Origin of the sequence: Endozoicomonas sp. SESOKO1, assembly GCF_024606265.1 — a bacterium.
Taxonomy (GTDB): Bacteria; Pseudomonadota; Gammaproteobacteria; order Pseudomonadales; family Endozoicomonadaceae; genus Endozoicomonas.
Genome location: NZ_JAHHPP010000333.1, coordinates 1 through 21,610, shown reverse-complemented (window position 1 = coordinate 21,610; position 21,610 = coordinate 1). Strand labels below are relative to the sequence as shown.

General features: G+C 48.5%; 14 protein-coding genes. 9 read left to right on the top strand and 5 right to left on the bottom strand.

Annotation, left to right across the window (positions count from 1 at the left end; genetic code table 11):
• The 6 genes from KDK13_RS15215 to glgB all read left to right on the top strand — a co-directional run.
• Positions 1-217, top strand: a 217-nt coding sequence (locus tag KDK13_RS15215; protein WP_306671156.1) for a magnesium chelatase domain-containing protein, incomplete at its 5' end; no start/stop codon positions are given.
• A gap of 225 nt (positions 218-442) precedes the next feature.
• Entirely contained in the window at positions 443-2,590 is a 2,148-nt protein-coding gene (gene glgX, locus KDK13_RS15210; protein WP_257285824.1) for a glycogen debranching protein GlgX, read from the top strand.
• Between the two features lie 367 nt (positions 2,591-2,957).
• Complete coding sequence (gene pgm / locus KDK13_RS15205) at positions 2,958-4,643, top strand: phosphoglucomutase (alpha-D-glucose-1,6-bisphosphate-dependent) (protein WP_257285823.1); 1,686 nt, start codon at positions 2,958-2,960, stop codon at positions 4,641-4,643.
• Positions 4,644-4,820: 177 nt separating this feature from the next.
• Positions 4,821-6,044, top strand: coding sequence for a glucose-1-phosphate adenylyltransferase (gene glgC, locus KDK13_RS15200; protein WP_257285822.1), 1,224 nt, complete (start codon positions 4,821-4,823; stop codon positions 6,042-6,044).
• The gene (locus KDK13_RS15195) at positions 6,034-7,494 is read left to right on the top strand and encodes a glycogen synthase (protein WP_257285821.1); all 1,461 of its coding nucleotides are present in this window, start codon (positions 6,034-6,036) and stop codon (positions 7,492-7,494) included. The genes glgC and KDK13_RS15195 overlap by 11 nt, the downstream gene beginning before the upstream one ends.
• A 139-nt stretch (positions 7,495-7,633) precedes the next feature.
• Positions 7,634-9,907 (top strand): 1,4-alpha-glucan branching protein GlgB, encoded by a 2,274-nt coding sequence (glgB, locus tag KDK13_RS15190; RefSeq protein WP_257285820.1) that lies wholly within the window; start codon positions 7,634-7,636, stop codon positions 9,905-9,907.
• Between the two features lie 48 nt (positions 9,908-9,955).
• On the opposite strand, the gene KDK13_RS15185 is transcribed toward glgB, so the two are convergent.
• The gene (locus tag KDK13_RS15185; protein WP_257285819.1) at positions 9,956-10,636 is read right to left on the bottom strand and encodes a DUF2726 domain-containing protein; all 681 of its coding nucleotides are present in this window, start codon (positions 10,634-10,636) and stop codon (positions 9,956-9,958) included.
• A 354-nt stretch (positions 10,637-10,990) separates the two neighbouring features.
• Positions 10,991-11,293 carry a cold shock domain-containing protein gene (locus KDK13_RS15180; RefSeq protein ID WP_306671155.1) on the bottom strand — a complete coding sequence of 101 codons (303 nt, stop codon included), beginning with the start codon at positions 11,291-11,293 and terminating at the stop codon, positions 10,991-10,993.
• A 451-nt stretch (positions 11,294-11,744) separates the two neighbouring features.
• Between KDK13_RS15180 and KDK13_RS15175 the strand changes: the two genes are divergently transcribed.
• A complete protein-coding gene (locus KDK13_RS15175) occupies positions 11,745-12,611 on the top strand; it encodes a cation diffusion facilitator family transporter (RefSeq protein WP_257285818.1) in 867 nt (288 codons plus the stop codon).
• A gap of 280 nt (positions 12,612-12,891) precedes the next feature.
• Here KDK13_RS15175 and KDK13_RS15170 read toward each other — a convergent pair whose 3' ends face one another.
• The 3 genes from KDK13_RS15170 to KDK13_RS15160 all read right to left on the bottom strand — a co-directional run bounded on the left by KDK13_RS15170 (position 12,892) and on the right by KDK13_RS15160 (position 17,754).
• Entirely contained in the window at positions 12,892-14,436 is a 1,545-nt protein-coding gene (locus KDK13_RS15170) for a SpoVR family protein (RefSeq protein ID WP_257285817.1), read from the bottom strand.
• The gene (locus KDK13_RS15165; RefSeq protein WP_257285816.1) at positions 14,423-15,712 is read right to left on the bottom strand and encodes a YeaH/YhbH family protein; all 1,290 of its coding nucleotides are present in this window, start codon (positions 15,710-15,712) and stop codon (positions 14,423-14,425) included. The genes KDK13_RS15170 and KDK13_RS15165 overlap by 14 nt, the downstream gene beginning before the upstream one ends.
• Positions 15,713-15,831: 119 nt before the next feature.
• The gene (locus KDK13_RS15160) at positions 15,832-17,754 is read right to left on the bottom strand and encodes a PrkA family serine protein kinase (RefSeq protein WP_257285815.1); all 1,923 of its coding nucleotides are present in this window, start codon (positions 17,752-17,754) and stop codon (positions 15,832-15,834) included.
• Between the two features lie 440 nt (positions 17,755-18,194).
• On the opposite strand from KDK13_RS15160, the gene KDK13_RS15155 reads away from it, so the two are divergent.
• Positions 18,195-18,977, top strand: coding sequence for a sulfite exporter TauE/SafE family protein (locus KDK13_RS15155; protein ID WP_257285814.1), 783 nt, complete (start codon positions 18,195-18,197; stop codon positions 18,975-18,977).
• Between the two features lie 224 nt (positions 18,978-19,201).
• Entirely contained in the window at positions 19,202-21,454 is a 2,253-nt protein-coding gene (locus KDK13_RS15150) for an ankyrin repeat domain-containing protein (protein ID WP_257285813.1), read from the top strand.
• Positions 21,455-21,610: the final 156 nt, after the last annotated feature.

Genomic DNA, 21,610 nt, shown 5'->3' with positions numbered 1-21,610 from the left:
GGATACACCGCTGCCCCAGGACCTGGTGGCTTTTGGTGAGGTTGGTCTGGCCGGGGAAATCCGTCCGGTGGCCAATGGCCAGGAACGTCTGATCGAAGCCGCCAAGCACGGTTTCAGCCGGGCCATTGTGCCAGCAGCCAATCAGCCAAGAAAACCCATTTCCGGTCTTACGGTGATCGCCGTGAAAAAACTCTCTGAGGCATTGGAGGCGATCTAGTTTTCACCACCGAGGCACAAAGACACGGAGAGAAAGCACAAGCGGTCTCTCTTTTTCGGGCAGCGGGTGGCGGGAAGCGGGGTGCGCTTGTGCAAATATGGTAAATGACAGTGCCTGAATAGAATGGGATAGTTTCAACAGCAGTAGTCATTGTTGCTGAATCAAATTAAAATTCAGCCTATTCCAATATGTTGATATCTCGGATACATGAATCAGCCACGAATAATGATTGAATCATTTGGCCCGGGAAGTTGCCGCCATCTGGGCGCCAACTTTCTGAATCAGCAACTGCACCCGGAGCTTCCTGCCTCGGCGGTGGGTGTGAACTTCGCGGTATATGCACCGGAAGCGTCGGCCATGATGCTGTGTTTGTTTGATAGCGCAGGCGTGGAGCAGCGCATTCCCATGTATGGCCCTGAAAAAGGCATCTGGCATGTATTGGTTGAAGGGGTGCAGGAAGGTCAGGCCTATGGCTATCGCGCCGATGGCCGCTGGGCGCCGGATGAGGGGTTACGCTTCAATATTAATCAATTGCTGTTGGATCCTTATGCCCGTGAGGTCAAAGGGACAATTAACTGGCAGCCTGCCATCTATGATTACTCCGGAAAGGAAAGAAGTCGCTGGTTGTTTAATGATCAGGATAATGGCCGCTTGCTGCCCAAATCGGTGGTCCGGACAGACCAGTTTGACTGGCAGTCGGTTACCAGGCCTGAACTCTCCCATGATGACAGTATTATTTACGAGAGCCACGTAAAGGGTTTTACCCGACAACATCCTGATGTTCCGGAAGCATTGAGAGGGACTTATCTGGGGATGTGTCATCCAGTCATTATTGATTATCTGAAGGGTCTGGGTGTCAATACGGTTGAGCTGTTGCCTGTTACCAGTTTTCTCAGCGAGCCAAGGTTGCGGAAGCTGGGGTTGAAAAATTACTGGGGTTATAACCCGCTCTGCTTTATGGCGCCGGAACCATCGTATGCTATCGATAATCCGGTTGATGAACTGAAGACAATGGTTCGTGAATTGCATCGTGCCGGTATTCGGGTGGTGATGGATGTTGTTTACAACCATACCTGTGAAGCGGGGACTGATGGTCCAAGCCTGAGCCTGAGAGGGCTGGCTGAGAAAGATTATTACCTGCTGGATCACCAGGGTGGTCATCTGGTGACAACCAACTACAGTGGCTGTGGGAATACACTGAATTTTGACAGTGCACAAACTATCAAGCTGGTGATGGATAGCCTTCGGTATTGGGCTGAGCACTATCAGATTGATGGTTTCCGTTTTGACCTGGCGCCGACCCTGGCCAGACGACATCGTAAGTTTGATGCTCACAGTGCGTTCTTTCAGGCTGTATTTCAGGACCCCATTCTTGCAACCCGGCAGATGATAGCAGAGCCATGGGATATTGGGCCGGAAGGCTATCGTCTGAAGGGATTCCCAAGGGACTGGCATGAGTGGAATGACCGTTACCGTAATGGTATCCGGTCATTCTGGCGTGGTGACAAGGATCAGGTGGTTGATATCGCCTGGCGTCTTACTGGCTCCAGAGATCTGTTCGGGTGTGGCAGACCTGCTGGCAGTGTCAACTATATCTGCAGTCATGATGGTTTTACTCTGCATGACCTGGTGTCGTTTGAGTACCGACACAACCTGGCTAATGGTGAAGGCAACCGGGATGGGGATCAACACAATCTCACCTGGAATTATGGGGTTGAAGGCGTTTCCAGTGATCCTGCCATTCAAAAACTTCGACTGCGTGCACGAAAAAACCTGCTGACAACACTGATGTTTTCCCGGGGTATCCCCATGCTGATGGCGGGTGATGAATTTGGTAACAGTCAGCATGGCAATAATAATGCGTACTGTCAGGATAACCCGATTGGCTGGGTTGACTGGTCCTGGCTGGCTGGAGTTAACGGCAGTAATAATGGCAAAAAAAATACTGAGAATCCTGATGGTGCAGAGCTGCAACAGTTCTCGTCTATGCTCATTCATTTGCGCAAGTCAGAGCCATTGCTGGGAATCCGTTATCAGACAGACGATAAGCATTGGCATAGCGCTGCGCTTGACTGGTTTAATACCCACGGTATACCTCTGACTGCAGCAATGCTGCCTGATGAGCGTGGTCATGCAGTGGCGATGCGATATCGTTGCCCTGTGGCAAGCCAGCCCAGTCTGGTGCTATTGATCAATAATGAGGCTGAAACCCGACGCTTTAATTTGCCGGATGCTGGTCATAACGTTCGCTGGCAAAGAGTTTTGTCTACAAATCTGGATAATAAAGGGGCTTTTCGGGAGCAGGTGATTTTGAATCAGGGGTGGTACGAAGTGCCAGGCCATAGCGTTGTGGTGGTGAAGGGGTTGGAATAAAAACTGTCTATTATTTCATGGTGGTGGGTTTTGGTAAATAAGTAATAAACGGCAATGCATTCGTATAGGATAGTCGGTATTGTGAGCATAATCACTTACTTACAGGCTGATGCTCTGCTTTTTTTTATGTTGGCGGGCGGTTATCTCTGTTAGCTTCTGGAAAAAAATTGGGTAATCTTCTGGTTTTTCAGGAGTTGTATGGAAGATAACCATGTTGGTGAACAATAGGTCAACAATAGGTAAATGTGAAATGTCTTTTACCTGTTAAGCCAGTCAATTAAATGCATTTTCATGGTTAGCAAATATTGGTTGTATTTGCTGTCGGCCAGCAGAGCATTTTTTGCCATTTAATTATTGAGGAACCGCCATGCATCCCCTCGCAGGCCAACCCGCAACCGATGATCTTCTGGTTAATATTCCCCGGCTGGTCAGTGACTATTTCACGATACGGCCCGATCAGGCAGAAAACAGTCAGCGTGTCGCTTTTGGTACATCGGGTCATCGTGGAACATCTGCCACTGGTTCGTTTAATGAAGCCCACATTCTGGCTATCAGTCAGGCAATCTGTGAGTATCGCCGTGCTCATGGAATAGAAGGCCCTGTTTTTGTTGGCATGGATACCCATGCGCTTTCTGAACCGGCCTTAATCACTGCTGTTGAAGTGTTTGCGGCCAATGGCCTGGATATCATGATTGATCAGGAGCGTGGCTACACGCCAACGCCGGTTATTTCCCATGCCATTGTTTCCTACAACCGCAGTCGCTCTTTGTCTGCGTCTGCTAATGGCTCTTTATCTGCTAATGGCTCTAAGCTGGCCGACGGAGTGGTCATTACCCCTTCCCACAATCCACCGGAAGATGGCGGTTTTAAATATAACCCGCCCCATGGTGGTCCTGCAGGCAGTGATATTACCGGCTGGATCGAGCGGCGGGCTAATGAGCTGATTGCCGATAACCTCGCTGGTGTTAACAGGGTGTCGTTCGAGCAGGCGCTCAGGTCCGGCCAGGTCCACAAGTATGACTTCGTTACACCCTATGTAAATGATCTGGAAAACGTGCTGGATATGGAAGCCATTGCCGGTGCTGGACTGAGCATTGGTATTGATCCTCTGGGCGGTTCAGGTTTGCACTATTGGGCGCCTGTTGCTGATCGTTATGGTCTTGACCTGACGCTGGTCAGTAAGAAAATTGATCCAGCATTTTCCTTTATGCATCTTGATAAGGATGGCCGGATCCGTATGGACTGTTCATCCTCCTCGGCCATGGCGGGGCTGATCAACCTCAAGGATGATTTTGATATTGCTTTCGGGAATGACCCGGACTTTGATCGCCACGGCATTGTCACCCGTGGCCATGGATTGTTGAATCCAAACCACTATCTGGCCGTTGCCATCCAGTATCTCTATACCCACCGTCCCCAATGGACAGCGGATGCGACTATCGGCAAGACGCTGGTTTCCAGTGCCATGATCGATCGTGTTGCCAATGGTCTGGGTCGCACAGTGACTGAAGTTCCTGTCGGGTTCAAGTGGTTTGTTGATGGTCTCTCAGAAGGCTCTATGGCGTTTGCTGGAGAGGAGAGTGCCGGAGCCTGTTTCCTGCGCCGGGATGGTAATACCTGGTGCACCGATAAAGATGGTTTCATCATGGCGTTGCTGGCAGCAGAAATTACAGCGGTTACCGGGCGTGATCCTGGCGAGCACTATCAGGAGCTGACCCGGAAATACGGTGCTCCGGTTTATCAGAGGCTGGATGCTGTTGCCAATGATGCCCAGAAGAATGTGCTTGCTGCATTGAGTCCGGAGCAGGTTAAAGCGGAAAAACTGGCCGGGGACCCGATCATTGCCCGTTTAACCCATGCACCAGGCAATGGTGCCGCGATTGGTGGACTGAAAGTAGTCACTGGGCGGGGCTGGTTTGCAGCCAGGCCCTCCGGCACTGAAGCCGTTTATAAGATTTATGCCGAAAGCTTTGAAGGGAAAGAGCACCTTTCCTATCTGCAGAGTGAAGCTCAGGAGATCGTCGCCGAAGTCTTCAAGGCAAATGGCGTTTGATGTGAGCTGAGCCAGACATCGAAATACCTTACCTCAAGACGGCAATAATAGAAGGGCTGGCTTTTGGGCAAGTGTGGGATTTTTCCGGGGGGGGATGCTTTAAGCAATAGCCCGGAATGGGTCAGGGAATGACCTTATCAATTTAAATTCATAATGCAGATAACAGGAAAATCGACCATGGCATCAGTCCTATCCATGATCCTGGCCGGGGGGGAAGGGTCCAGACTTGCTCCACTTACGGGGATGAGAGCAAAGCCTGCTGTTCCTTTTGGCGGACAATATCGAATCATCGACTTTGTGTTGAGTAATTTTGTGAATTCCGACCTTCACAAGATCTACCTGATTACTCAGTTCAAGTCCCACTCGCTGAGCAAGCACGTGCAACGTTGCTGGCGTATTGCCGGTCTGGCGGACAAGTTTATTGATACGCTGCCCGCCCAGATGAATACCGGCAGCGACTGGTATCAGGGGACGGCGGATGCGGTGTATCAAAACCTGAATCACATCGAGTCACACAACCCTGATCTGGTGTGTGTGTTTGGTGGCGATCACATCTACACCATGGATGTACGGGACATGGTTCACTATCACCAGCAGCACAGTGCCGACCTGACCGTTGCAGCAATTCCCGTGCCGGTGGACCAGGCCCACCACTTCGGTATTATCGAGGTTGATGAAACTGGCCGTATGATCGGTTTTGCAGAAAAGCCCAGGAATAATGTAAAGACCATTCCAGGAAATCCGGACTTTGTGCTGGCTTCCATGGGCAATTATGTGTTCACCAAAGAGTGTCTGGTGCAGGAGTTGCTGGATGATCATGCCAATCAAGTGTCTGACCACGACTTTGGCAAAGACATCATTCCATCCCTTTATCCCCGGGCAAAAGTCATGGTGTATGACTTCTCCAGAAATGCGGTTCCCGGGGGTAAAAACAACGGCTACTGGCGCGATGTGGGCACCATTGATTCATTCTGGGAAGCGAACATGGATCTGCTGACCGGTGAACCACCGATCAACCTGCACAATCAGGACTGGCCGATTCGTACCTATATCCCCCCCTATCCACCGGCCCTGATTGCCTTTAATCGTGAAGAGCGGGAAGGCCAGATCAACAACTCCATGGTGGGTGTGGGTTGCGTATTCAATGACATCCACATGCATCGTAGTGTGGTAGGTTACAACGTCAAGATCGGCGACAATACCCATATTCACGAATCGGTTATTATGCCCAATGTCACCATCGGTGAAGACGTCGTATTGAACCGGGTTATTGTTGATAAGCGTGCAGAAATTGCACCGGGCACCCGCATCGGTATTGACCGTGAAGAGGATCTTAAACGCTTCAAGGTCACTGATTCTGGCCTGGTGGTTATTCCCAGAGGAGCAAAAGTTGGGTTCTGATTTAAAAATACTTTTTGCGGTCTCAGAGCTGGCAGGTATTGTCAAAACCGGAGGGCTGGCCGATGTGGCCGGCGCTCTCGGGCCCTGGATGCGCAAGCTCGGAAATGATGTTCGGGTGATTATGCCCGCCTACCGTCAGGCGCTGGAGGCATTGACAACGGATGTCGTTGGAGTTGGAGAGGTTTATCTCGGTTCATTTGGCAAAATGGGGTTTGCCATAAGGCAGGGGTCGTTTGACGGTGTCCCTGTTTACCTGATTGAGCACAACCATTACTTTGACCGCAGTGGTCTCTACACTCATGAGGGTGAAGGTTTTGGTGATAACACTGAGCGATTTGCTTTCTTTTGTAAGGCTGCACTTCAGGCCTGCCAAACTTTACGCTTCAAGCCTGCTATTATTCACGGCCATGACTGGCAGACTGCACTGCTGCCTTACTACCTGAAAACCCATGAGTCCGGCAATGCTTTCTTTGCCGACACACGGACGGTCCTGACCATTCATAATGGTGCCTATCAGCAGCATTCTGACCGTGCCTTGCTGGACGTGCTGGGTATCGATCACCATTGGTATACCCCGGAGTTTTTTGAAGACCATGGGCGTATAAATCTGCTCAAGGGCGGCATTGCCTTTGCTGACAAGATCACAACCGTGAGTCCAGGGTATGCTGAAGAACTCCAGACGGATCTTGGGTCTCATGGTCTTGCCCAAATCATCGGGCGGAGACAACAGGATTTTTCCGGTATTCTTAATGGCTGCGATTATCAGGAGTGGAATCCTGAAACGGACGCTTTGCTGCCAGCCAATTACTCCCTCCATGATCTTTCTGGCAAGGCGGCCTGTAAGCAGGCTCTGCAGGAACAACTCCGGTTACCGGTAATTGCCGACAGGCCTCTGTATGGGCTGGTCAGTCGCCTTGCCGAACAGAAAGGTTTTGCTTATCTGATACCAGCCCTGTGGCAGTTTTTGCAGGATGATGTTCAGGTTGTACTCCAGGGGTCAGGTGACCGGGCTACTGCCGCTGAACTGAGCCGCCTGGCCAGTGCTTTTCCTGATAAGTGCCGCTTTATTGAAGCTTATGACAACACTCTGGCCCATCTGATTGAAGCAGGTTCTGATTTCTTCCTGATGCCTTCCCTGTTTGAGCCCTGTGGCCTTAACCAGATGTACAGCATGAAATACGGTACCCTGCCCATTGTGCGGGCTGTTGGCGGGCTGGTGGACTCAGTCAAAGGTTATCAGTCACAAGCAGAGGTGGCTACCGGATTTATGTTTGAGGCGGCTGACAGTGGTGCCCTGTTGCACTGTCTCAATCAAACCCGCGCCATTTATCAGGATGGACAGTTAATGGCTCGTTTGATGGGGAATGCCATGTCTGAGTCCTTTACCTGGGAGCAATCAGCCATGGATTACCTTGAGGTTTATCGAGCCGCCCTGAATAGTGGATCTTGAGGAAATGGGGAAGGCTGAGATTTTCAGCCTTCCAGATACAGGTTTGCCCTGTCTTCTCGGACAGAGAGCATTTTCAGATGATAAGGAATCGATCTGATTGTGACGACAGGCAATTTTTGCACTGAAAAAAAACAACGCTATGAATATTGCAGTATCATCCACAACATCTTTGACAGCAGGTCCGTCAACAGCAGATCCTTCAACGGCAGATCTTTCAATAGCAAGGGCAGATATAACGCCTGTGGTATCGGATCTGGCAAACAGTCAGTGTGCAACCCCTTTTGATGAGTTGGGGATACACCCTCATCCGCAAGGAAAAGGTCTGGTCATTCGCGCATGGCGCCCGGATGCCACCATGGTTGAGGTTTTTGACCACCACACCGGCAAATTACTTGGCGAGATGAGCCGCAACGAGGCGGGTGTGTTTGAGCTGCATCTGCCCAGACGAAAAAAACCGTTTCTTTATCAGCTGGCGATCCATTGGGCGAATGGCCATCGTTTTGTGGTTTATGACCCTTACTGTTTCGGGGAGTATATTCTTGCCCAGTCAGATATTGAGCCGGATGGCCTCTATCGACACCTTGGCGCCCGGGTGGTCTCTCATAAGGTCAACAGCAAACTGACTATACAGGGGATTCTGTTCAAGGTTTACGCGCCTTATGCCCGGTCTGTCAGTATTGTGGGCAGCTTTAATGGCTGGGATGACCGGCTCCTGCCAATGGCCAGCGCGGATGATGGTATCTGGCGTCTGTTTGTACCCGGTGTCCAGCCCGGTGATCAGTATAAATACGCTATCCGTGATTACCACGGCAATCCGCTGCCACTGAAAACCGATCCATTCGCCCGACATATTGAGCAGTGGCCCGGACTGGCGTCTGTTGTTCCGGGCGTCGAAAACTATTCCTGGAAAGACCAGCAATGGATGAGCCAGAGACAGGAGAAAAACGACAGAGAGCAGCCATTCTCTATCTACGAGGTGCATGTGGGATCATGGAAAAGAAAGGAGGATGGTAACTTCCTGAATTTCCGTGAGCTGGCCGATGCGCTGATTCCCTATGTTATGGACATGGGTTTTACCCATGTTGAGCTGCTGCCGGTGTCGGAGCATCCGCTGTTTGAGTCCTGGGGGTATCAGCCGGTAGGTCTTTATGCGCCCAGTAGCCGTTATGGTTCGTCCGATGATTTCCGCTATTTTGTCGATCAGTGTCACCAGAAGGGCATAGGTGTCATTCTGGATTGGGTACCTGCGCATTTTCCCAGCGATGAGCATGGGCTGGCCAGGTTTGATGGCTCATCACTCTATGAGCATCCGGACCCTCGCCGTGGGTGGCACCCTGACTGGCAAACCTGTATTTATGATTTTGGCAAGCCCTGGGTTCAGGATTTTCTGGTCAGTAATGCCCTTTACTGGCTGGATGAGTTCCATATTGATGGTCTGCGTGTAGACGCTGTAGCCTCTATGCTCTATCTGGATTACTCACGGAATCACGGTGAGTGGGAAGCTAATATCCATGGTGGGAATGGGAACCTGGAAGCCATGGCTTTCCTGAAGAAGTTCAATGAGAAAGTGCATACTGCTTTCCCGGGCGTGATGACCATTGCGGAGGAGTCGACAAGCTGGCCCGGTGTTTCCAGGGCGATTGCAGACGGTGGGCTTGGGTTTGACTTCAAATGGAACATGGGATGGATGAATGACACCCTTGAGTATATGAAACTCGATCCTGTCTACCGTCAGCACCATCATGGCCAGATGACGTTCAGTACGGTTTATGCCTGGAGTGAAAATTTTGTTCTTCCCCTGTCCCACGATGAAGTGGTTCATGGTAAAGGCACTATTCTGACCCGTATGCCCGGTGACGACTGGCAGCGTTTTGCCAACCTGCGGGCTTATCTGGCTTTTATGTATGCACATCCCGGGAAAAAGCTGCTCTTTATGGGGGCTGAACTGGGTACCTTTAACGAGTGGAATCCGAATAACCAACTGGACTGGGGCTTGCTGGAAAATCCAGAGGGCTTCAGTGCGGGTGTTCAGAAGCTGGTTAAAACGCTTAATCAGCTTCATGGTTCAGAGTCGGCAATGTTTGAGCAGGATCTCAAGGTAGAAGGTTTTGCCTGGACAGTCGTGGATGATTACAACCAGAGTGTTCTGGTGTTTCGTCGCTATGATAATGAAGGGAATTCACTACAGGTTGTTTGTAATCTGACGCCGGTGGTTCGTGACAATTATCGCATCGGGGTTCCTGTGGCTGGTCGCTATTGTGAGATTTTGAACACCGATAATACCTGCTTTGGAGGCAGTGGTGTTAGCGCAGGAGAACTGCTTGAGGCTGAGGAAATCCCGATGCATCATTTGCCATGCAGTCTTACCCTGACATTGCCGCCTTTGGCTACCGTGATCCTTAAGCACTCCTGACCTGTGTTAAAGACACTGGCTACGTGTGGTAGCCGGTTCTATTACTGATCAGGAGTTAACCATTCTGGCGCCTTTGCAGCCCGGGTAAGTGCTGCATACCCAGCACTCCATTCCCGCCTGAGAGCCTTTTTTAAGCGTGCGCAATTTCATGGGGCTATGACACTTGGGGCATTGTGGATCCACGATTGTCTCGACTTCTGCAACAGCATCTCCTGGCGTCGGGAGTTGGTAATCTGGTGTGTCTTCCGCTTCAAATCCGCAGGTGGCGAGCACCGTGCGTCTCAACTCGGTAACATCCCGCCAGGGTTTCATGTCATATTCCAGTATTGGCAGTTCTGCCGCTTCACACAGCTGACGTAATAGCCTGAACTCTTTTGCGTCGGACTTGGTGTTGTAGGGGATAAGATTGATCACACAACAGACTTGCATCTGTCTGCGGTGATAGAGCACAAAATCAAACCGGCGGTTTCTCTTGATATTCAGTGCTATTGCGGACCGGCTGAACTTACCGGATTTCAGAACGTCGCCAACGGGCAAAGAGGGCAAAACCATCAAGTGACTGCGAACGGCAATATCCAGCTGGCCAAAAAAAGCACGCTTGTCCTGCTCAAAAAGAAAAACGTTGGTTTTGGCTTTGAAAGGGCTGAAAGTAAGCCAAAGATACCAGGCAATCGCTGCAATAATAATCAGAGAGCCTGAAAGAGCGAGGGGGAAACTGTCCAGCAGCACTGCACTACCTTGTCTTGGATTTATGGGTCAATGATTGATGAAAAACGTGGCTCTTTTAAAAAGTCGTCGACAGTTGTTTTCCACGAAAGCACAATGGAAAAAGCGAAGACCTGTATGACTGATCATTGCGATGCAGAAAGTGCACTTGTGACGTTTATCCGGCAAGAGTAGCCGGAAAGAGCAGTCCTGAACCGCTGACTGAACAGACAGACATTCTTTTTATAAAAGAGTGGCTGAGAATAATAGCAATAAATATTCTTTTGTCATATTAGATGTTTCTCCACAATGAACACTACTGTGGAGAATTACATGCTTCTGTCTTTCAAAAGAGTATTCAGACCGCTTGAATCCTGTTTAAATCGGGAATGGCGCTTCCTGATTTGTGCTCTGAGTGCTTTCACTGGCGGTGCCATTGCCGTTATCGGGAACGACTTTTGTGGCGATCAGACCCTTGGGGCCATGACCGAGCTCAAAGCTGACAACCTGGCCCGCTTTCAGCGTTTTAAAGCCGTCCATATCAATGACAGAGTAATGAATGAGAACATCCTGATTCTCTGTCGCTTCCTGTGCCTGGATAAATCCATAACCTTTGGGGTTATTAAACCACTTGACTGTACCTACCAGCATAGCTTCCATTTCCTTCTTGGTCGCTTCCATACAGCTTGAATCCTTAAATATTACATTGAAGGAACTGCTGGGAAACTGCAACCCTTGTTGTTTTATTTTTTGGCATTTTTTTATGGTCATTCATAAAAAAGTGTCATCCTTGCCACTTAGTTCCCTGTATCGTTATCTGTATCGTTCCCTGTATCAATGTTGAAATCCATCTCAATAGCTGAACCTCAGATTTCCAGAAAAGGGAGTTTACAATATAACATCATAAATTGTGTTTGTAATAGTCCTGTTTAGGCTTTATCTACTGATGTATCAGGCTTTTTCAGGTTTTTTATTGGTGGAGTATGGTGTATGAATCAACGCCTGTACTCACTCCACTGGTTAATATAATACGACAGTTGACTTGTTGTGCAGCAGCTAATGTTGTTATTTTTCAGCTGTATCAGTACGAAAGACTACAATTAAAACCTCTGGATATGGTGAGTAAACATCCATGGACCAGCATGATGATTATGATTCCGTTGGTGATGGAAAGCTGAGCCTTGCCCTGCTTATCAAGCTTTTCCTGAGTGGTGTTCAGGCCGTTGGGGGAGGCGTTGCCGGAAGCCTTTCCCTGATTGCAGACTCGCTACATAACCTGGGTGATGCCTGTGCAATACTGGTTGCTGTCATCGCCAGGAGAATAGGTTGTAAGTCAGCGGATAAGTTCATGACCTACGGATATAAAAGGGCAGATATTCTTGGGGCTCTGATCAATAGCGTATTTTTATTGGTTGTGGGAATTTATCTGATTTTTGAGGCCGTAGGCAAGTATTTCTATCCCACGGAAATTGATGGTTGGATTGTGTTGTTGGTTGCTGCTGTTGCCCTTCTGGTTAATATGACGACAACACTACTGACTTTCAAGGCTGGAGCCAGAAGGGATATCAATATCAATGCGGTATTTATTCACAGTGCTTCCGATGCGGTTGCCTCTCTGGTAGTCATCGTAGCGGGTGTGCTGATCATCAACTACCAGCTCTATATTTTTGATGTGATAGCCACCATCGGGATTTCAATCTTCGTGATCTATAATGGCACTGTTCTTTTGCGGCGCTGCATTATTATTCTTATGCAGGGTGTCCCGGGTAGCCTCGATATTGAACAGATCAGGGCGGCTCTGGAAAGCATCGATGGGGTCAAAAGAGTAGGGTGTATGCACGTCTGGCAGCTGGATGATAAAAAGTTCTTCTTTGAAGGTCGTATTCTGCTGAATGGGGCTGAGCCGGAAGCGGTTAAACGAAAAATCAGGGTGGCGTTACGGCATCAGTTCTGCATCAATCATACGACTCTGGAAACAAAGAGCAGCCGTTGTATCTGAATCAAAACCACAGCCTTTGGTGAGGCGAGGGGAGTTAGCTTCAAGCTGGTTTATGATGAGGCATAGACCTTTTACCTGAAATTATCTCAACGCAGCGTGCTACGTCTTCATTGCCCTTGCATCATGTTCTGACCAGTTCTGTTCGGTGGGGCAAACCCGGGGCTGATGCGTTGTGCCTGGCACCCTTCAACTCCGCTCAGGACGAACGGAGTCTGGAGGTCAATAAAGCACCCATCAATTGCATTGAAACTGCGTTCTGGACGGGTGCTTTTCAAACAGCCTATGAGGATTGCTTCTCTTTCGGCAGTGTGTGTTCATACTGGACGATATTTTCCTCGTCCACCGATTCCATTTTTACATCGAATCCCCACAGGCGGTGAATATGCTTGATGATTTCACTGGTGCTGTCCTTATCAAGCGGCCTTCCCCTGTGCATGTAATGACGAAGGGTCAGTGAGCGGTCACCACGGACATCCACGTTGTAGACCTGGATATTGGGCTCCCGGTTCCCCAGGTTATATTGCGCGGCCAGGTTTTCCCTCAGCTGACGATAGCCTGTGTCGTCATGGATGGCATCTACCTCAAGGTAGGGGTTAACTTCATTGTCATCGATGCTGAACAGCCGCATATCCCGCATGACCTTGGGCGACAGGTATTGCAGAATAAAGCCTTCATCCTTGAAGTTCTGCATGGCGAAGTGAACCGCATCCAGCCAGTCACTGCCTGCCAGGTCCGGGAACCACTCCCGGTCTTCATCCGTCGGGTTCTCGCAGATCCGGCGTATATCCCGGAAGATATTGAAGCCCAGGGTGTAGGGGTTGATGCCACTGTATCGTTGGTCATCAAAATCCGGCTGGTATACGACACTGGAGTGAGAGTGCAGGAACTCCATGATAAAGCCTTCGGTAATCAGTCCTTCGTCGTACATTTCATGCATCAGGTGGTAATGCCAGAAGGTTGCCCAACCCTCATTCATCACCTGGGTCTGTCGTTGCGGGTAGAAGTATTGGGCAACCTTGCGCACAATGCGGATAATTTCCCGTTGCCAGGTTTCCAGCAGCGGCGCGTTCTTTTCAATGAAATAAAGCAGGTTCTCTTCCGGATCCCTGGGGAAGCGAACGGTTTTTTTCTCCTTTTCACTCTCTCGCACCGGGATGGTCCGCCAGAGGTCGTTCAGGTTGCGCTGAATGTACTCCTCCCGCTCCTGTGAACGCGCCTTTTCCTGCTCCGCCGACATGGGCGTTGGCCGGACATAACGATTGACGCCCTGGTTCATCAGGGCATGGCAGGCATCCAGAACGTCTTCGACGGCGCTGATGCCGTACTTCTCTTCACATTTGGCAAGATAGCTCTTGGCGAACAGCAGGTAGTCAATAATGGCACTGGCATCAGTCCACTGCCGGAACAGATAGTTACCCTTGAAGAAAGAGTTATGACCATAGCAGGCATGGGCAATCACCAGTGCCTGCATGGGCATGGTGTTTTCTTCCATCAGATAGGCGATGCAGGGGTTGGAGTTGATCACTATCTCATAAGCCAGCCCCATTCTTCCCTGCTGGTAATTTTGCTGGTTGCTGAGGAAGGTCTTGCCATAACTCCAGTGGTTATACATCAATGGCATGCCAACAGAGGAATAGGCGTCCAACATCTGCTCAGAGCTGATCACCTCGATCTGGTTGGGGTAGGTGTCCAGCCTGAACTTGTCGGCCAGCCGGGCAAACTCCCGGTCATAGATCTCCAGTAGTTCGAATGTCCAGTCAGAGCCGGTAGAGAGCGGCTCTTTTCTTTTTTTCGGTGTTCTTACCGGTGCTTCAGCTTCCAGCATGACTTCCCTCCTTTTTCTCAAATAGGCGGCGGAAGGTTGGGTAAATGTCTGAATAACCGCGGATCTGCTGCATGGCAAAGTGTCCCGGGTGTGCCTGCTCTATTGCCTTGTACTCATACCAGAGGTTCTGGTGATGGCGATCGGTAATTTCCACGTACGAGTAGTACTGGCAAACCGGCAGCAGCTTTTCCAGAATAATATCGTGACATTTACTGGAGTCGGCTTCCCAGTTATCACCATCGGAAGCCTGGGCGATGTAGATATTCCACTCGCTGGGGGAATAACGGTCAGTGATGATCTGGTCCGCCAGGCGCAAGGCTGTGGATACCACTGTGCCCCCGGTTTCCCTGGCGTAGAAGAAGTCTTGCTCATCACACTCACGGGCTTCACTGTGGTGCCTGATAAAGACGACTTCTACTGCTTCATAGTTTCTCTCCAGGAACAGGTAGAGCAGCAGGAAGAAGCGCTTGGCCATGTCCTTGATTTCCCGGGTCATGGAGCCGGACACATCCATCACACAGAACATCACTGCCTTGCTGGAAGGCTGGGGCACTTTGGCCATGTTATTGAAACGCAGGTCAAAATCATCAATAAATGGCAGGCGTTTCAATTTCTTGTTAAGTACATTGATCTCTTCACGGAGTCGGCGTGCCTGGAGCTGGTCAACTTCTTCCGGGCTGACTTCCATTTCCCGCAGCTCCCGCTTCAGTGTTCTGATCACTTTCCGGTCTTTGCCGGACAGTGCTATCCGCCGGGCATGGGCAGCACGCAGTGAGCGAACCACGTTCAGGCGGTCAGGGGAGCCGGCCGTGGTAAAACCGGCGCGCTTTAATTTGTAGTCGGTGCTGTCTTTCAGCTCTTTCCTGACCAGGTTAGGCAGTTCCAGGTCATCAAACAGGTATTCCAGAAACTCGTCACGATTGATCTGGAAGGCAAAGTCATCAGCACCTTCGCCACTGTCACTGGCCTTGCCATCACCGGAGCCCTGGCCGCCACCGCCCGGTGGTCGCTGAATACGATCGCCCTGGTTAAACTCTTTATTGCCCGGATGAACGTGACCGTGATGGCCGCCCTGGCCATGATGAAAAAACGGTTCATTCAGATCTTTTTTCGGAATGGTAATATTGCTGCCGCTGTCAACGTCGGTGATCGAGCGTTGATCAACAGCATCCTGTACAGCCTCTTTGACCAGGCTGCGGTAACGCCTCAGAAAACGCTGTCGGTTGACAGTGCTCTTCTTTTTTCCGTTGAGGCGTCGGTCAATTATGATGCTCATAAAGACGCTTCCCCGATAGTCGCTAATGTTCGCTTAATGGAGAGTTGCCCCGGGTAATACAGGGCATGAGAGTTATGCCCGCCTGGTCGCAGACGGGCGTTATTGAGTATTGAGTGTTGTTATTGAGACTTGCGAACCCGGATATACCACTCGGATAACAGGCGTACCTGCTTCTCGGTATAACCATGGGCAACCATTCGGGAGACGAAATCAGCATGTTTGCGCTGATCTTCCTGGGATCCCTTGGCATTGAATGAGATGACCGGCAGCAGGTCTTCCGTATTGGAGAACATCTTCTTCTCAATCACGGTGCGCATCTTCTCATAGCTCAGCCAGCTGGGGTTCTTGCCATCGTTATTGGCCCGGGCTCTCAGCACAAAGTTCACCACTTCATTCCGGAAGTCCTTGGGATTGGCAATGCCTGCCGGTTTCTCGATTTTCTCCAGCTCTTCGCTGAGCGCAGAACGGTCAAGAATATGGCCGGTGTCCGGATCACGGTACTCCTGATCCTGAATCCAGAAATCAGCGTAGGTGATGTAACGGTCAAAGATGTTCTGACCATACTCAGAGTAAGACTCCAGGTAGGCAGTCTGAATTTCCTTGCCCAGAAATTCAATGTACTTGGGCGTCAGGTACTCCTTGATAAACGACAGATAGCGATCCTGTATCTCTTCCGGGAACTGGTGCTGTTCAATCTGTTGTTCCAGAACGTACAGCAGGTGTACCGGGTTTGCCGCGACCTCTGAAGGGTCAAAGTTAAAGACCTTGGAGAGAATCTTGAAGGCAAAACGGGTGGAAAGACCGTTCATGCCTTCATCAACTCCGGCCATGTCCTTGTATTCCTGCAAAGGCTTGGCATTAGGATCGGTATCTTTCAGGTTTTCACCGTCGTACACCTTCATCTTCGAGTAGATCGATGAGTTGTCCGGATCCTTGATGCGGGACAGGGTGGTGAACTGGGCCAGCATCTTCAGGGTATCCGGTGCGCATGGAGCATCCTTGAGGGAGCTGTGTTCAAGCAGCTTCTCATAGATATGGATCTCTTCGCTGACTCTTACGCAGTAAGGCACCTTGACGATATTGACCCGGTCAATAAAGGCCTCATTGGTCTTGTTGTTACGGAAGGACTGCCACTCGGACTCATTAGAGTGCGCCAGCAGAATACCTTCATAAGGGATGGCACCCAGGCCTTCGGTACTGTTGTAGTTACCTTCCTGGGTCGCGGTCAACAGCGGGTGCAGTACCTTGATGGGCGCCTTGAACATTTCGACGAATTCCATGATGCCCTGGTTTGCCCGGCACAGGGCACCGGAGAAGCTGTAGGCATCCGGATCGTCCTGGGAATATTCTTCCAGCTGACGAATATCCACCTTACCCACCAGACTGGAAATATCCTGGTTGTTCTCATCCCCTGGCTCAGTCTTGGCGATGGCCACCTGGTTTAAACGACTGGGGTAGAGTTTGACCACCCGGAATTTGGAGATATCACCACCATACTCATTCAGCCGTTTAACGGCCCAGGGTGACATGATGTACTTGAGATACCGGCTTGGTATTCCGTACTCTTCCTTGAGGATGGCGGCATCTTCATCCGGGTTGAATAAGCCCAGGGGCGATTCAAAAACCGGAGATCCCTTGATGGCATAGAACGGTACTCTCTCCATCAAATGCTTTAATTTTTCCGCAAGGGATGACTTACCGCCACCCACTGGCCCCAGCAGGTAGAGAATCTGTTTCTTCTCTTCCAGCCCCTGGGCGGCGTGTTTGAAATAGGAGACGATCTGCTCAATGGCTTCTTCCATGCCATAGAACTCTTTGAACGCCGGGTACTGTTTAATCAGTTTATTGGAAAAGATCCTGCTTGAGCGTGGATCCCGTGAAGTATCAATCACCTCAGGCTCACCAATCGCCTTGAGCATACGTTCAGCTGCGTTGGCGTAAGCCCAGGGATCTTTTTTGCAGAGTTCCAGGTACTCTGTGAGACTCATCTCTTCCTGTTGGACGGACTCATACCTCTGCTGGTATTGAGCGAATATGGACATCTGTTTCCCCCTCGCCTGATCGTTGTGAGTCTTGTAAGGCGTACTACTTATATTATGAATTTCAGGAGTCTTGCTATCCTTTTGAACGACACATTATCAATAGTGAAAAAGTGTACGTACATTTACGTTATAGAGCTTATGGGTAAGAATGTCTATACCTTTTCCGGTTTGATTTTTCAGGAACTATTGGTAAACAAACAAGCAGGGTGGGAATAAAACAGAAAAGTGCTTAACCGGTATCCAGTCATCCTTGATTAATTTTTCGACAATTTAAATATATTCTGTCGTATATAAATTGATCACATGGATGCATTAAATTTCATGCGAGTCTCAATAAACAATTCTCATTGAATTGAGATGGATATTTCCGGAAATAGAGCCTCCAGATAATTACTTATCGTCGTATAATCACAAAACTGATTTTTTTGTAAGGGATAAAGATGCTCTTTCTTGTCTACCTTGCCCTGGGGGCTTGTGCCGGACTGATGGCTGGTTTGTTTGGTATTGGTGGGGGGCTGATTATTGTTCCTGTACTGATCTTCAGTTTCAAGATTCAGGGTATGTCCCCTGAGGTTCTGACGCATATGGCGGTAGGCACATCCCTTGCCACTATGGTGGTCACTTCACTCAGCTCAATCAAAGCTCACCAGGATGAGGGTGCTGTTCGATGGCGGCTATTTGTTACGTTAAGTGCCGGTATTCTTGTCGGTGCTTTTCTCGGGGTTTATACCGCCGTGAATCTGAGTGGGCATGTGTTGCAAAAGCTGCTTGGTGTGTTTGCGATCCTGGTGTCGGCAAAAATGTGGTTCGGGTTTAAGGTTCATGACGGTGCCAGAGTACCCGGGAAATCAATATTGGTGAGTGTCGGCGTGGTGATTGGAGCTGTTTCCAGTATGTTTGGCATTGGGGGAGGAACGCTCTCTGTCCCATTTTTGCGCAGAATCAGCCTGACCATGAAGCAGGCTGTTGGTACGTCGGCGGCCTGTGGCTTTCCTATTGCCGTGATGGGGGCCTTATCAAACATGGCTCTGGGTGAAAAGAGTTCAGGCCTGCCTGCTCTGGCTACCGGGTATGTTTATTGGCCTGCTTTCCTGGGAATTGTCTTGACCAGCGTTCTATTTGCGCGAATTGGTGCCCGTATTGCTCATGGACTTGCAGCAGATAAACTACAGAAGCTGTTTGCCCTGTTTCTGTTTATTGTTGGAATACAGTTTTTGGCTTAAAAACGGCTGATCCGTTCATTATCCCTTTGTAATACTGAATCTGGCGTGGCATTTCATACTTGGTTTATCCGTTTTTCCCGCTCCAGGGTGCTTGCCATATCAACCAGTGTTTCTTCCAGATATTCCTGACGGGATTTAAAAGGTGGCAAGCTTGATTGAACTTTACGTGCCAGCAGAAGTCCAAGCTGATTAATTAATAAAAATTTAAGTCTTTTCAAAGTGCTATGAATATCGGAAATCTTGATTTTATTTCAAATTACCTGTTCGACCCAAATGGCAGAAATACCTTGGTGCATTCAGGCACTGAAAAATCTTTGGGACCCGGCTTTAAAAGTAAGCTTATGGAGGTTTATAAACAGGAAGGTCACCCCCATTACAATAAAAGCCCGCATGACAAACCAGTCAATGAAAGAAATATTGATATTATTCATGTATTACCAGCTCTTGCTAAAGATCGTGATTTTTTTGATAAATTAAACAGGCATGCTGAAAATTTCTGTAGAAATTTAAAGGGTGAGGTTGCCGATTCAAAAGAAATGCAAGTCGCTATGGAGGAACTGAATGAGCTGGAGAAGGTTGATACACGATATTTACGTGAGGCGGTAAAGGCAGGGGTGCTGAAGTTGGAGGTGATTCATTCAAAGGAATCTTTAAGGAGTCTTGAAGGTGTCGGTAACTTCCTGGAATCAATTCTGGAGAAGCATGATAACGAAGATCTAATAACTGATAATGAAAAAAAAATACTAAGGTTTCTATTAGTCAATATTTTAAAGATTGATCAAAATACAGACGATGCAAATGTGTCGTACATTATCAGAGTGTTGTTAAAATTTTCTCATCCTGATCGAAGTCATATGAAGATCGATCTCTGTACCTGCATTTTAAGCAAAGGGTTACGTCTTGCCAGGCTGGTCGAAAATGGTATTAGACAGGAATTATATGAGGACCCTTTGATGCTATCCATTGTCAACAAGCAAAAACTTGGCCACATGGGGCAGTGCGAAGCTGAAGCTAAAATAAAAAAAGAGATGCTGGTACTCAAGGCTAGTGATCTGAAAGATAAGTACAAAGAAAAATTATTAATGTTGATCATCAAATTCGACGAACCAGACCTTCTGGACATAATGATAAATCGATTAGGGATTGATGATTTAAAAATCAAAAATGAAACTCCACTTATTTATGCCATTCAGAATGGTTGCGACGAGCTTGTTATCAAGAAATTAATAGAAAATGGAGATGTCAATGCCCTCAGCTTCCAAGAAGGAAAAACACCGCTCCAAATAGCCATTGACCGTTACAAGAATTGGATGGATCTTAATCCCTTAAGATTTGTTAACCCCTACGTAGAGATAATTCAATGGATTTTGGATTATCATAAACTCTGCGTTGATGCCAGGGACTCAAAAGGTCTTACCGCATTATGCCATATTGCCTTGTGGCCAAAGCATGCTTTATCAACTGTTCAGTTAATTAATAAATTAATTAATCGGGGTGCCAATATAGATCAGCCCATTGAGAACGGTGTAACAGTACGTAAATTTTTACGGGAGGGGTTAGAGGAGAAGTATTTTTCTGATATAGAGGCATTGGCCGATAATCCGGAAAATTTCAGAATTGACCCGTTGTCGTTAATACAATCGATTGGCAACCTAAATGAACTTCACTACAGTTCGTACACAGATGCTAAAAAGGTAAAAGAAAAGATGCATGTGCTGAAGGCTAGTGATCTTAAAGGTAACGACAAGGAGAAATTATTAATGTCGATTATCCAAGCCGACCAATCAGGCCTGCTGGGCATAATGATGTATCGGCTGGGTATTGATGATTTAAAAGTCAATGATGAAACACCACTTATTTATGCTATTAAAAATGGTGGTAGGGCTGTTATCAAGAAGTTAATCGAAAAAGAAGATGTCAATGCGCTCGGGCTCGAAAGACAAACACCGCTGCAAATAGCTATTTGCGGTTACAAGGAATGGAAGCAAGAGCGTCCACTTGCTCGTAACCCCTACGAATACACAATTCAATGTTTATTAGATTGTCCTAAACTCTGCGTTGATGCCAAAGATTCCCGTAGAGGTTATACCGCATTAGGCCATATTGTCTTGCAGCCAAATATTGATTCAACAAGCCTTCAGTATATAAAACAACTAATCAATCAGGGTGCTAATATTGATTTCCACTATGTACCTGGTTCACCTGATACAACAGTACGTAGCTTTTTAAAGAGGAAGCTGAGCGAGGAGCAATTTTTGGATATAGAAATATTGGCAGATAATCTGAAAGGTATCAAAAATGGAGTTGAATCCCACGGGTATGAAATTGTCAGGTATTTGCCCGATGTTGTTTTAACAACCGGTGCTGTTGCAACAAACAATGAAACTACAATGGAGTTATCAAATAGTCTGCTCACTGATACCTCAACTGCCGAATCCACACAACCGAAACGACAAAAAAGGAGCTTATACCAATAATACAATCAGCGTATTTTGTAAAAAATGTGACTTGGCGAAAAATTCAAACACTTGAAAACTTAACTGCTCTAAGTAGCTTTCTTAAGCCAGCGGATCAGGCTTCTGACACTCCCCGCCCTATCGGGCGAGGGTTCTTGATCGCTCAAGAACGTTTCT

Bases quoted from the DNA above. Each gene is read 5' to 3' on its own strand.
- KDK13_RS15165 (WP_257285816.1), bottom strand. From the start codon at position 15,712: ATGAGCATCATAATTGACCGACGCCTCAACGGAAAAAAGAAGAGCACT.
- glgB (WP_257285820.1), top strand. From the start codon at position 7,634: ATGAATATTGCAGTATCATCCACAACATCTTTGACAGCAGGTCCGTCA.
- glgX (WP_257285824.1), top strand. From the start codon at position 443: ATGATTGAATCATTTGGCCCGGGAAGTTGCCGCCATCTGGGCGCCAAC.
- pgm (WP_257285823.1), top strand. From the start codon at position 2,958: ATGCATCCCCTCGCAGGCCAACCCGCAACCGATGATCTTCTGGTTAAT.
- KDK13_RS15160 (WP_257285815.1), bottom strand. From the start codon at position 17,754: ATGTCCATATTCGCTCAATACCAGCAGAGGTATGAGTCCGTCCAACAG.
- KDK13_RS15170 (WP_257285817.1), bottom strand. From the start codon at position 14,436: ATGCTGGAAGCTGAAGCACCGGTAAGAACACCGAAAAAAAGAAAAGAG.
- KDK13_RS15180 (WP_306671155.1), bottom strand. From the start codon at position 11,293: ATGGAAGCGACCAAGAAGGAAATGGAAGCTATGCTGGTAGGTACAGTC.
- glgC (WP_257285822.1), top strand. From the start codon at position 4,821: ATGGCATCAGTCCTATCCATGATCCTGGCCGGGGGGGAAGGGTCCAGA.
- KDK13_RS15150 (WP_257285813.1), top strand. From the start codon at position 19,202: ATGAATATCGGAAATCTTGATTTTATTTCAAATTACCTGTTCGACCCA.
- KDK13_RS15175 (WP_257285818.1), top strand. From the start codon at position 11,745: ATGGACCAGCATGATGATTATGATTCCGTTGGTGATGGAAAGCTGAGC.
- KDK13_RS15155 (WP_257285814.1), top strand. From the start codon at position 18,195: ATGCTCTTTCTTGTCTACCTTGCCCTGGGGGCTTGTGCCGGACTGATG.